The sequence below is a fragment of the Streptomyces sp. NPDC001732 genome, assembly GCF_053596315.1.
Window position 1 is genome coordinate 40,300 of sequence record NZ_JBSFFY010000024.1, and the last position, 11,891, is coordinate 52,190.

General features: G+C 72.2%; 11 protein-coding genes. 5 read left to right on the forward strand and 6 right to left on the reverse strand.

The window, feature by feature from the left end; translation table 11 throughout:
• Positions 1 to 306 precede the first annotated feature (306 nt).
• The 4 genes from ACWCXX_RS22740 to ACWCXX_RS22755 all read left to right on the forward strand — a co-directional run bounded on the left by ACWCXX_RS22740 (position 307) and on the right by ACWCXX_RS22755 (position 3,739).
• Positions 307 to 879: a CDP-alcohol phosphatidyltransferase family protein gene (locus ACWCXX_RS22740; RefSeq protein WP_451129958.1), complete on the forward strand. Its 573-nt coding sequence runs from the start codon at positions 307 to 309 to the stop codon at positions 877 to 879.
• Entirely contained in the window at positions 876 to 1,736 is an 861-nt protein-coding gene (locus tag ACWCXX_RS22745) for a phosphatidate cytidylyltransferase (protein ID WP_451129960.1), read from the forward strand. The genes ACWCXX_RS22740 and ACWCXX_RS22745 overlap by 4 nt, the downstream gene beginning before the upstream one ends.
• Positions 1,733 to 2,941: a lysophospholipid acyltransferase family protein gene (locus ACWCXX_RS22750; RefSeq protein ID WP_451129962.1), complete on the forward strand. Its 1,209-nt coding sequence runs from the start codon at positions 1,733 to 1,735 to the stop codon at positions 2,939 to 2,941. The genes ACWCXX_RS22745 and ACWCXX_RS22750 overlap by 4 nt, the downstream gene beginning before the upstream one ends.
• A gap of 81 nt (positions 2,942 to 3,022) precedes the next feature.
• On the forward strand, positions 3,023 to 3,739 hold the full coding sequence (locus ACWCXX_RS22755; RefSeq protein ID WP_451129964.1) for a nitroreductase family protein: 717 nt from the start codon (positions 3,023 to 3,025) through the stop codon (positions 3,737 to 3,739).
• A gap of 133 nt (positions 3,740 to 3,872) precedes the next feature.
• Here the strand turns inward: ACWCXX_RS22755 and pruA are convergent, their stop codons facing one another.
• Complete coding sequence (pruA, locus tag ACWCXX_RS22760) at positions 3,873 to 5,504, reverse strand: L-glutamate gamma-semialdehyde dehydrogenase (protein ID WP_451129965.1); 1,632 nt, start codon at positions 5,502 to 5,504, stop codon at positions 3,873 to 3,875.
• Between the two features lie 51 nt (positions 5,505 to 5,555).
• The gene (locus ACWCXX_RS22765; RefSeq protein WP_451129967.1) at positions 5,556 to 6,482 is read right to left on the reverse strand and encodes a proline dehydrogenase family protein; all 927 of its coding nucleotides are present in this window, start codon (positions 6,480 to 6,482) and stop codon (positions 5,556 to 5,558) included.
• A 179-nt stretch (positions 6,483 to 6,661) separates the two neighbouring features.
• Here ACWCXX_RS22765 and ACWCXX_RS22770 point away from each other — a divergent pair, with 179 nt between their 5' ends.
• On the forward strand, positions 6,662 to 7,837 hold the full coding sequence (locus ACWCXX_RS22770) for a PucR family transcriptional regulator (protein ID WP_451129969.1): 1,176 nt from the start codon (positions 6,662 to 6,664) through the stop codon (positions 7,835 to 7,837).
• A 192-nt stretch (positions 7,838 to 8,029) separates the two neighbouring features.
• Here ACWCXX_RS22770 and ACWCXX_RS22775 read toward each other — a convergent pair whose 3' ends face one another.
• The 4 genes from ACWCXX_RS22775 to ilvC form a co-directional block, all read right to left on the reverse strand.
• Complete coding sequence (locus ACWCXX_RS22775) at positions 8,030 to 8,233, reverse strand: hypothetical protein (protein ID WP_451129971.1); 204 nt, start codon at positions 8,231 to 8,233, stop codon at positions 8,030 to 8,032.
• Positions 8,234 to 8,324: 91 nt separating this feature from the next.
• Positions 8,325 to 8,906 (reverse strand): TetR/AcrR family transcriptional regulator, encoded by a 582-nt coding sequence (locus ACWCXX_RS22780; protein WP_451129972.1) that lies wholly within the window; start codon positions 8,904 to 8,906, stop codon positions 8,325 to 8,327.
• Between the two features lie 78 nt (positions 8,907 to 8,984).
• A complete protein-coding gene (gene serA, locus ACWCXX_RS22785) occupies positions 8,985 to 10,577 on the reverse strand; it encodes a phosphoglycerate dehydrogenase (RefSeq protein WP_451129974.1) in 1,593 nt (530 codons plus the stop codon).
• A 273-nt stretch (positions 10,578 to 10,850) separates the two neighbouring features.
• Positions 10,851 to 11,852, reverse strand: coding sequence for a ketol-acid reductoisomerase (ilvC, locus tag ACWCXX_RS22790; protein ID WP_451129976.1), 1,002 nt, complete (start codon positions 11,850 to 11,852; stop codon positions 10,851 to 10,853).
• Positions 11,853 to 11,891 lie beyond the last annotated feature (39 nt).

An 11,891-nucleotide genomic window follows, 5' to 3' on the forward strand; every position in this document is an offset into this window, starting at 1 on the left:
CCACAATTACTCGGACTTCCTACTATCTGAGACGGAGGTTTGCGCCGGACCGCCCCCGATCCTCCGCCGAGAGCCCGCACGACAGGCGATCGTGCCTGGTCAGAAGGGGTGATGCGGCGACCGGGAGCACCGGTGCGAGGAGCGTCACACATGCCGCCCGAACGCCCGCGTACGCCCCGGCGCGCTCGCAGCACGCCCCCGTCCCGCCTTGCGCCCGGCCCCCGGGTACTCCCCCGCCAGGTACTCAGTCTCGTTTGAGTACCTACCACGTGTCGAACGATTGTGCCTCGCACGAGAGTTGACCCCATGAACGGCCTCTACGCTCTCAAGCCCTGGTACGCGGACCGGCTCTCCGGTGTCCGCGCCTCGCTGGTCCGCCGTGAGGTGTCGCCCGACACCCTCACCGCGGCCGGTGTGGTCGCGGCTGCCGGTGCCGCCGCCGCGCTGGCCTGGCTGCCCGCCGGGCTCGCGGCCCTGCCGGTCGCCGTGCTGCTCGCGGCCCGGCTCGCCTTCGCCAACCTGGACGGCGCGCTGGCCCGTGACACGGGCCGGACGACCAGGCGCGGCGCAGTGCTCAACGAACTCGGCGACCGGGTGGCGGACCTGGTCGTGCTGGCCGGTTTCCTGACGCTCGCCCCGCTGTGGCTGGTGGCGGTGGCCGGGCTCGCGGCGACGCTGCCGTCCTGGGTGTCGCTGGCCGGTGCCGCGGCGGGCGCACCCCGGCGCAACGGTGGCCCGGTCGGCAAGACCGAGCGCTGCCTGCTGGTGGTGGTCGCCGCGGCGAGCGGCTGGGCCGTGCCCGTCCTGATCGTGATCGCCGCCGGTTCGCTGCTGACCGCGGTGCTCCGGCTGGCGGGCCTGTGGCGGGAGCTGGCATGAGCGCCGTGCTGATCGCCGAGGAGGCGGCCGTGCGGGCCGTGCCGCTGGTCGCGGGGGTGCTGGGGGCGGGCGGTGTCGCCGTCGCCGTACTGCCGTCGAAGGTCCGGATGCGGGCCGAGCTGCGCAAGCGGTGGCGCACCTGGGCGCTGGTGGCACCGGTCTTCCTGGGGGCGTACTTCCTGGGCGGCGGCGGCACGTTCGCGCTGGCCGCGGGGCTCGGGGTGGTGGCGGCGGGCGAGTTCGCGCGGATGGCGGGGCTGCGGCGCGGCGACCTCGCGGTGCTGGTGGCGGCCTCGGTGGTGCTTCCCGCGCTGGCGTGGCTGGTGCCGGAGGTCCTCGACGTGCGGGCGGCGGCGCTGCTGCTGGTCGTGGCCGCGCTTCCCCCGGTGCTGGGCGGGGACGACCGGACCGGCTTCACCCGCACTGCCCGTACCGCCTTCGGGCTCCTGTGGATCCCGGTCGCCCTGACCGGTCTGGTGACGCTCGGCGAGACGGGTGTGGCGGTGGGGCTCGCGGTGGCGCTCGGCGACGTCGGCGCCTGGTGCGGCGGCACGGCGCTGGGGCGCCGGGGCCCGCTCGCCCGCCCGTTGTCGCCGCTGTCCCCCAACAAGACCTGGGCGGGGGTGCTCGGCGCGGCGGTGGCCACGGCCCTGCTGCTGCTCGTGCTCGGTTCGTTCACGTTCCCGCTGTGGGCCGCGGTGCTCGGCGGCTGCGTCCTCGGCGACCTGCTCGAATCGATGGTCAAGCGCGAGTCGGGGGTGAAGGACGCGGGCAGCTGGCTGCCCGGCTTCGGCGGCCTCCTCGACCGGATCGACTCCCTGCTGGTGGCTCTTCTCCTGGCGATGGTGATGACATGACCTCCACCCTTCCCCGCGTCCGCGACCGGATCGCGCTGCCCGTCCGTTCCCGGTTCTCCGCCGCGCTCCGGCGCGGCCTGTGGTGGAGCGTCCTCAGCCTCACCGGTGGGGTGGAGCGGCGCGGCCGGCTGCCGCGCGGCGGTTGTGTCGTCGTCGCCAACCACTCCTCGCACGCCGACACGGCGGCGCTCCTCGCCGCGCTCGACGCCCGGCACACCCCGGCGATCGGGGCCGCGGCGGACTACTGGTTCGCCTCGCCGTGGCGGCGCCGGATCTGCCGCAGGCTCGCCGCCGGGTTCCCGGTGCGGCGCAGCGGCGGCGGCATGGACGACCTGCTGACCATGGCGGACGAGCTCCGGGCCGGCCGGGCGGTCGTCCTGTTCCCGGAGGGCACCCGCGGCCGGGACGGCGAGCTGGGTTCCTTCCACCGGGGCGCGCTGGTGCTGGCCGAGCGGGCGGGCGTTCCGGTGGTGCCGGTGGGCATCGCGGGCACGGACCGGCTGCTGCCGAAGCACGGCAGGCTGCGCTCGGCGCTGGTGCGGGTGTCGATCGGCGACCCGCTGCCGCCTGCGGTCGGCCCGCAGGAGGCCCGCGACGCGGTGGTGGCGCTGCACGCGCGCACGGTGGCCGAGCCGCTGCGGGACTCCGCGACGCGGCGCCGGGTGGCGTCGGTCGCCGCCTCCCGCTGGGGTGTCCCGCTGGCGTTCCTCTGGGCGCTGGCGGAGGCGCTGAGCTGGCCGCTGATGCCGGAGCTGCTGCTGGGCGCGGTCTGTGTGGCGGTGCCGAGGGCGGCGCTGAAGCTGTCGCTGGGCGCCCTGGCCGGGAGCCTGGTCGGTGGCCTGCTCGCCCTCCAACTGGCCTCGGCCGGGGTGCGGCTGCCCGCGCCGCTGACCACGGACCGGATGCGGGCCGAGGTACGGCACGAGCTGGCTCTGGAGGGCGCGTCCGCCGTGCGCCACCAGCCGTGGAACGGCATTCCGTTCAAGGTGTACGGGGCGGAGGCGGGGCGCGCGGGGGTGCCGGCGTCCGACTGGCTCGCCGCGTCGGCGACGGCCCGCGGCTCCCGGACCCTGACGGTCGGCCTCGGCTTCGCGGCCTTCGGTCTGCTGATGCGCCGCCACCGTCGCCACTACGGCCGCTACCTGGTCCTGCTGGGCGGCGGCTTCGCGGCCGGGCTCTCGATGATCGTCGCGGGCTGGGGCTGAGCGGACACTGACCGACGGGCGTGCCGGTTCTGTCCGGTGAGACCCTGGTCCGGACCTGCCCTCGCCCGCCAGACTGCCGCCATGTCCGACACCACACCCGTACCCGTGCCCCCGCGATGGACGCCCGTCCACGGCGAGCCCTACCGCCCGGTCCCCTACCGTCCCGAGCGGATGCCCGCCGACGAGTCCCTCTCCCGTTCCGCGCGGCTGAGGCGGCGGATGGACGAGCGCAGGACCGTACGCCGGTTCTCGTCCGATCCCGTGCCCGAGCAGGTCGTCCGGGACGCGATCGCCTGCGCCGCGACCGCCCCGTCCGGCGCGCACCAGCAGCCGTGGACCTTCGTCCTGGTCAAGGACCCCGAGGTGCGGCGGCGCATCCGGGAGGCGGCCGAGCACGAGGAGCGGATCAGCTACGACGGCCGGATCGGCGAGGAGTGGCTGGCGGCGCTGCGCCCGCTGGGCACGGATGCCGTCAAGGCCCACATGACGGACGCCCCGGCCCTGATCGTGGTGTTCCAGCAGAGGTACTGGGTGGGCGAGGACGGCACGAAGCACAAGCACTACTACGTCGACGAGTCGGTCGGGATCGCCGTCGGGATGCTGCTGACGGCCCTGCACCTCTCGGGTCTGGCGGCGCTGATCCACACACCGAGCCCGATGCGGTTCCTGCGCGAGGTGCTCGACCGCCCTGAGAACGAGAAGGCGTTCGCGGTGATCCCGGTCGGATATCCGGCCGACGACTGCCAGGTGCCGGACCTGGTGCGCAAGTCGCCGGACCAGGTGATCGTGGAGATCTGACCCCGCAACCTTCCGGGCCCCGAAGTCTTCCGGGACCTTCCAGAACATGGAAACCGCCTCCCGGCCGGCAGGGGAACCGGTCGGGAGGCGGAGTTCACGGCGGGGCGCCCGGGGTGTCGGCGCCCCGGGGGTGTCAGCCCTGGTGGGGGTAGGTGTAGTCGGTCGGCGGGACCAGCGTCTCCTTGATGGCCCGGGTCAGCGTCCAGCGCTGGAGGTTCTGCGGGGCACCCGCCTTGTCGTTCGTGCCCGAGGCCCGGCCGCCGCCGAAGGGCTGCTGGCCGACGACGGCGCCGGTCGACTTGTCGTTGATGTAGAAGTTGCCCGCGGCGTACCGCAGCTTCTCCATCGTGTACGCGGCCGCGGCGCGGTCGTTCGCGATGACGGAACCGGTCAGCGCGTAGTCGGAGACCGACTCCATCTGCTCCAGCATCTCGTCGTACTTGTCGTCCTCGTAGACGTGCACGGCGAGGATCGGGCCGAAGTACTCGGTCGTGAAGACCTCGTTGGCCGGGTCGGTGCACTCGATGACGGTCGGGCGGACGAAGTAGCCCACCGAGTCGTCGTACGTGCCGCCCGCGACGATCGTGCAGGACGGGTCCGACTTGGCGCGGTCGATCGCGGCCTTGTTCTTGGCGAAGGAGCGGTCGTCGATGACGGCGCCGATGAAGTTCGACAGGTCGGTGACGTCGCCCATGGAGATGGAGTCGACCTCGGCCGTGAACTTCTCCTTGAAGCCGGAGTTCCAGATGGAGGCCGGGATGTACGCGCGGGAGGAGGCCGAGCACTTCTGGCCCTGGAACTCGAAGGAGCCACGGGTCAGCGCGGTCTTCAGGACGGCGTGGTCGGCCGACGGGTGGGCGACGACGAAGTCCTTGCCGCCGGTCTCGCCGACGAGCCGCGGGTAGGTGCGGTAGTTGGCGATGTTGTTGCCGACCGTCTTCCACAGGTGCTGGAAGGTGGGGGTCGAGCCGGTGAAGTGGATGCCGGCCAGGTCGCGGTGGTTCAGGGCCACCTCGGAGACGGCGATGCCGTCGCCGGTCACCAGGTTGATGACGCCCTCGGGCAGGCCGGCCTCCTCCAGGAGCTGCATCAGCAGCACGGCGGCGTGGGTCTGCGTCGGGGACGGCTTCCACACCACGACGTTGCCCATGAGGGCGGGGGCGGTGGGCAGGTTGCCCGCGATGGCCGTGAAGTTGAACGGCGTGATCGCGTAGACGAAGCCCTCCAGCGGGCGGTGGTCCATGCGGTTCCACACGCCCGGCGAGTTGGCCGGGGGCTGCTCGGCCAGGATCTGGCGCGCGTAGTGCACGTTGAAGCGCCAGAAGTCGACGAGCTCGCAGGGGGTGTCGATCTCGGCCTGCTGGGCGGTCTTGGACTGGCCGAGCATCGTGGAGGCGGCCATCGTCTCGCGCCACGGGCCGGCCAGCAGCTCGGCGGCGCGCAGGATGATCGCGGCGCGGTCGTCGAAGGACATCGCGCGCCACGCCGGGGCGGCGGCCAGCGCGGCGTCGATCGCGTCCTGCGCGTCCTTCTGCGTGGCGCCCGCGAAGGTGCCGATGACGGCCTTGTGGTTGTGCGGCTGCACGACGTCGAAGCGCTCGCCGCCGCCCATCCGCTTCTTGCCGCCGATGGTCATCGGGAGGTCGATCGGATTCTCGGCGAGCTCCTTGAGCTTCGCCTCCAGGCGGGCACGCTCCGGGCTTCCCGGGGCGTAGGAGTGGACCGGCTCGTTGACCGGCGCGGGAACCTGGGTCACAGCGTCCATGAGTGCCTTGTCTCCTTGGTGTCGGCGGGGATGGGGCGGCCTGGGGCCGGTTCAGCCCTTGGTGAGGATGGAACGGCCGAAGAACATCAGGTTCGCCGGCTTCTCCGCGAGACGGCGCATGAAGTAGCCGTACCAGTCGGTGCCGTACGCGGTGTAGACCCGCATGCGGTGGCCCTCGGCCGCGAGCCGGAGGTGCTCGTCGCTGCGGATGCCGTACAGCATCTGGAACTCGTACTCGTCCAGTTTGCGCCCTGCCTTGCGTCCCAGCTCCTGGGCGATGGCGATCAGACGCGGGTCGTGGGACCCGATCATCGGGTAGCCCTCGCCCTCCATCAGGGTCTTGAGGATGCGGACGTACGCCTTGTCGATCTCGGCCTTGTCCTGGTACGCGACGGAGGCGGGCTCCTTGTAGGCGCCCTTCACGATGCGGACGCGGCTGCCGTTGGCGGCCAGGCGGCGGGCGTCCTCCTCGGTGCGGAACAGGTACGCCTGGATCACACAGCCGGTCTGCGGGAAGTCCTTCCGCAGCTCCTCGTGGATGGCGAACATCGAGTCGAGGGTGGTGTGGTCCTCGGCGTCCAGGGTGACCGTGGTGCCGATCGCGGCGGCGGCCTCGACGACCGGGCGGACGTTGGCGAGCGCCAGCTCGTGTCCGCCGTCCAGCGACTGGCCGAACATGGAGAGCTTGACGGACATCTCGGCCCTGGTGCCCAGGTCCAGGCCCTTGAGGTGCTCGATCAGCTCCAGGTAGGCGTCGCGGGCGGCGGCGGCCTGCTCGGGGGTGGTGATGTCCTCGCCCACCACGTCGAGGGTGACCTCGAGGCCCTTGGCGGCGGCGTCCTCGATGATCGGGACGACCTGGTCGACGGTCTCACCGGCGATGAACCGGTCGACGACCTGCTTGGTGCCAGGTGCCGCCGAGATGAAACGACGCATCTTGTCGCTGCGGGACGCGGCGAGAATCACGGGACCCAGCACGGGGCACCTCCACGGAAAGTACGAGCGAAGGCCGTACCGGCACATGGGGGACAGAGCGGTACAGCACGGAGAACCACCGTGAAATCTAAGGATCTCCCCGACCGTGTGCCATCGACAGCTGTCACGCATCCGTTCCCCGGTTCTCAGACATTTGTCTGAAGGGGTGCGAGAATGGCCGGGTGAAGGGCGATTACCAGGAGCTGGTGGACGAGATCTCCGGGCTGCTCGGCGCCCCGGCGACGCTGGAGGACCGGGATTTCGCCCTGGTGGCCTTCGGCGCGCACGACAGCGACGACGACACCGCGATGGACCCGGTCCGCACCCGCTCGATCCTGACCCGCCGCTCCACCCCCGCGGTCCGCGCCTGGTTCGAGGGCTTCGGCATCACGCGCGCCACCGGCCCGGTCCGCATCCCGGCCGCCCCGGAGGCCGGGGTCTTCCGGGACAGGCTCTGTCTGCCGGTACGCCATCGGAGTGCCGTGCTCGGTTACGTATGGCTGCTCGACGCCGAGCCGGGGCCGACCGACGAGCAGCTGAGGGCGGCGATGGAGGTGGCGGCCCGGATCGGGGCGCTGCTCGCCGCCGAGGCGCGGGCGGGCTCGGACCCGTCCCGCGAGTTCGGCGCGGTCCTCACCGCGGGGCGGGGCTGGCAGCGCGACATGGCGGTGGCCGCACTGCACGAGGCGCTGGGGCCGGACGCGGAGGGGCTGCACGCGGTGGTGTGCGTGACGCCGTGGCCGGACGATCCGCCGTCGGTCCGTACGGTGCCGTCGGCGGCGGCGCTGGCCGCCGTCCCGGTCCCCGAGGCCGGGCTCCCGGCGCTGGCCGCGCTGGTCCGGCTGCGCTCCGCCGAACTCCTCGCCCCGGCCTTCACCGCTGCGGACCGGCTGCGTTCCACCGCCGGCCGGGCCGCCACCGCCGGGGTCTCCGCACCCCGCCGGGGCCTCGCGGACCTGGCCGCGGCCTGGCAGGAGGCGGCCGCCGCGGCCCGCGCCGCGGCGGCCGAGTCCCGTTTCGGGCCGGTCGCCGGATGGCCCGCGATCGGCCCGTACCGGCTGCTGACCGCGCTCCCGGCGGGGGCGGCCGCGGACCTCTCCGTCCGCACCCTGCTCACCCCGCCGCACAAGGACCTGGTCCACACCGCAGAGGTGTTCCTCGACTGCGCGGGCCAGGCGTCCCGGACCGCCGCCGAGCTGGGTGTCCACCGCCAGACGCTGTACTACCGGCTCTCCCGCATCCAGCAGCTCACCGGCCTCGACCTGAACGACGGCGAGGACCGACTGCTGCTCCACATGGCGCTCAAGACCGCACGCCTCCACACCGTCCAGGGACCGGCGGCCCCACCGAGGTCATGACGGGCGGCGCCCACGTCCCACCGACCACCGCGCCCGCGACGACCGGCCGCCCCCGGTGCACGGGAGTGCGGCCCCCGGCGGTCGGGCGGGCGGATCCCCGGGCCGCTCGCAGGCCCCGGCCCCGGACGGGCACGGCCCGCGGTCCGGAGCCCCGAAGCGGACCCCCGGCCGCCGTCCGTCGGCCGCCGGGGATCACCGGTCGTCGGCGTCCGGGACGGTGACGGGCTGAAGGCCGGCGAGTGCGGTCGGCACCAGCGGCGCGTCCCCGTCGCTGTGGCCCACGCCCGGCGCGACCCAGCGGCCGGTGCCCGCGACCGGGCCCCGGACCGGCAGCAGTTCTTCGATGTCGGCCGACGCGCGGGCGGTGGTGAAGGTCTCCCCGGCGCGGGCGCTCACGGGGCGCCCCGGTGCGCCGGGGCCGTCGCTCCGGGGAGCGGTTCCACGAGCCGTCCCGCCTGCGGCCCCCGCCGCCCCGGTCCCTGCGCCGTCAGGACTCCCGCCCTTCCAGCACCGCCTTCAGACCATCCGTCAGATCCTGTGCGGACGGCGCGGATTCGCTGTCCATCAGCCACTGCACCATCACGCCCGCGAGCAGCGCCTGACAGAACAGCCCGGCCACCCGCGCCTTCTCCGGGTCCTTCTCCGGATCGATGCCGAGCATGTTCTCGGCGAGGCCGTCGCGGCCCTCGCGCTGCGGACCCATCAGGGCCTTCCGCAGCTCCGGGTCCTGGTCGATCCGGGAGACGACCTCCATCTGGAGCTGCCAGACGGACCGGGTCTCCTGGAAGCTGTCGATCACCCGCTGCCAGGTGTCGCGGAACTGGTCGAGCGGCGGCCGGGACGCCTCGTCGCCGTCCGCGTCCCGCTTCTCGGTGAGCACATCGCCCCACTCCTCCGTCACCTTGAGGAAGGCGAGGTTGAGCAGCGCCTCCTTGGAGCCGTAGTGGTAGCCGATGGAGGCGAGGTTCGTACCGGAGGCGGCCACGATGTCGCGTGCCGTCGTCCGTGCGTACCCCTTCTCCAGCAGGCAGCGCTTGGCGCCTTCGAGCAGATCCTCACGGTGTCCCATGACAGCAGCGTACCCGGGACCCAGACATCCGTGTAAGACGGTTGTCTGGATTCCGGGTACGTGCGGAGCCGGGACCGGTCAGTCGGTCAGGTTCACCGTGCGGGCCGAGGCGGCGCCGATCTCCGAGGAGATCTCGGCGAGCACCGAGGCCGGGACGTCGTCGTCGACGGTGAGCACGACCAGCGCCTCGCCGCCCGCGTCCGCCCGCGAGACCTGCATGCCCGCGATGTTCAGACCGGCCTCGCCGAGGATCCGGCCGACCGTGCCGACGACGCCGGGACGGTCCTCGTAGCGCAGCACGACCATGTGGTCGGCCAGCGCCAGGTCCACGTCGTACTCGCCGACGGCGACGATCTTCTGGAGGTGCTTGGGCCCGGCCAGCGTGCCGGAGACCGCGATCTCCTCGCCGCCCGAGAGCGTGCCGCGGACGGTGACCACGTTGCGGTGGTCGGGCGACTCGGAGCTGGTGGTGAGGCGGACCTCGACACCGCGCTCCTGCGCGAAGAGCGGGGCGTTCACGTACGACACGGTCTCGTCGACGACGTCCTCGAACACGCCCTTGAGCGCGGAGAGTTCGAGCACCTTGACGTCGTGCTGGGTGATCTCGCCGTACACCTCGACGTCGAGGCGGACCGCGACCTCGCCCGCGAGCGCGGTGAAGATCCGGCCGAGCTTCTCGGCGAGCGGCAGACCCGGGCGCACGTCCTCGGCGATCACGCCGCCCTGGACGTTGACCGCGTCCGGCACGAGCTCGCCGGCGAGCGCCAGGCGCACGGACTTGGCGACCGCGATGCCCGCCTTCTCCTGGGCCTCGTCGGTGGAGGCGCCGAGGTGGGGGGTGCAGACGACCTGGTCGAACTCGAACAGCGGGGAGTCCGTGCAGGGCTCCTTCGCGTACACGTCGAGGCCGGCGCCCGCGACGCGGCCCTCCTTGAGCGCGGAGGCGAGCGCCGCCTCGTCGACGATGCCGCCGCGCGCGGCGTTGACGATGCGCACCGAGGGCTTCACCTTGTGCAGCGCCTCGTCGCCGATCAGGCCGATCGTCTCGGGGGTCTTGGGCAGGTGCACGGTGATGAAGTCGGCGACCTCCAGCAGCTCGTCGAGCGTGAGGAGCTTGACGCCCATCTGCGCGGCCCTCGCGGGCTGCACGTAGGGGTCGTACGCGACGATCTTCATGCCGAAGGCCGACATGCGCTGGGCGACCAGGACGCCGATGCGGCCGAGGCCGACGACGCCGAGGGTCTTCTCGCTCAGCTCGACGCCGGTGTACTTGGAACGCTTCCACTCGCCGTTCTTGAGGGCGGTGTTGGCCTGCGGGATGTTGCGCGCGGTGGCGACCAGCAGACCGCAGGCCAGCTCGGCGGCGGTGACGATGTTGGAGGTCGGGGCGTTGACGACCATCACGCCCGCCTTGGTGGCGGCGGAGACGTCCACGTTGTCCAGACCGACGCCCGCGCGGGCGACGACCTTCAGTTTCCCGGCGGCGGCGATGGCCTCGGCGTCGACCTTGGTGGCCGAGCGCACCAGGATCGCGTCGACATCGGCGATCGCGGGGATGAGCTCGGCGCGGTCCGCGCCGTTGCAGTGCCGGATCTCGAAATCCGGGCCCAGGGCGTCCACCGTGGCGGGCGACAGCTCTTCAGCGATGAGTACGACAGGTTTCGGGCTCACGTGGGTCCTCACAGATCCAGTGCGGACGGCCGTCCCGACGGCCGCAGGCGTGGAGGGGCTTGCCGCGTGGAAGACGCACGACACTGTGGGCCTGACGCGTGTATGTGTGGAGAAGTGTAGTCATGCGACCGGACGCATACTGCGCCCCGTTGGAAGGATCACCCACACGGGGGTGGACGACTTGTACACACGTACGGCGCCGCTTCTTCCGGCGGTGGAACGACAAGAACGCCCCGGGGGCGGGCCCTGCGGCCCGCCCCCGGGGCGCCGGTGTCACGCGTCCTCGTCGTTGACCCAGCTCATGAGCTTGCGCAGCTCGCGGCCCGTGGTCTCCAGGAGGTGGTCGCTGTCGGCCTTCTTGTACTCGTTGTACTTCTTCAGGCCGCCGTGGTACTCGTCCATCCAGTTCTTGGCGAAGGTGCCGTCCTGGATCTCCGCGAGAACCTTCTTCATCTCGGCCTTGGTGGCGTCGGTGATGATCCGCGGGCCGGTGACGTAGTCGCCCCACTCGGCGGTCTCCGAGATGGACCAGCGCATCTTCTCCAGGCCGCCCTCGTACATGAGGTCCACGATGAGCTTCAGCTCGTGCAGGCACTCGAAGTACGCGATCTCCGGCTGGTAACCGGCCTCGGTCAGGGTCTCGAAACCGGCCTTGACCAGGGCGGCGGTGCCACCGCAGAGGACGGCCTGCTCACCGAACAGGTCGGTCTCGGTCTCCTCGGTGAAGGTCGTCTTGATGACGCCGGCGCGGGTGCCGCCGATGCCCTTGGCGTAGGACAGGGCGAGCGCCAGGCCGTTGCCCGAGGCGTCCTGCTCGACGGCCACGATGCACGGGACGCCGCGGCCCTCCTCGTACTGGCGGCGGACCAGGTGGCCCGGCCCCTTCGGGGCGACCATGCAGACGTCGACGTCGGCCGGCGGCTTGATGAAGCCGAAGCGGATGTTCAGGCCGTGGCCGAAGAACAGCGCGTCGCCCGCCTTGAGGTTGTCCTTGATGGACTCCTCGTAGACCTGGGCCTGGATCGGGTCCGGGACCAGGATCATGATGACGTCGGCCTCGGCGGCGGCCTCGGACGGGGTCACCACGCGCAGGCCCTGTTCCTCGGCCTTGGTCTTGGACTTGGAGCCCTCGTGCAGACCGACACGGACGTCGACACCCGAGTCACGCAGCGACAGCGCGTGGGCGTGGCCCTGGCTGCCGTAGCCGATGACCGCGACCTTGCGGCCCTGGATGATGGACAGGTCGGCGTCGTCGTCGTAGAACAGCTCGGCCACTGGGTCTCTCCTTGGTGTGCAGATGTTGCGTCCCACCGT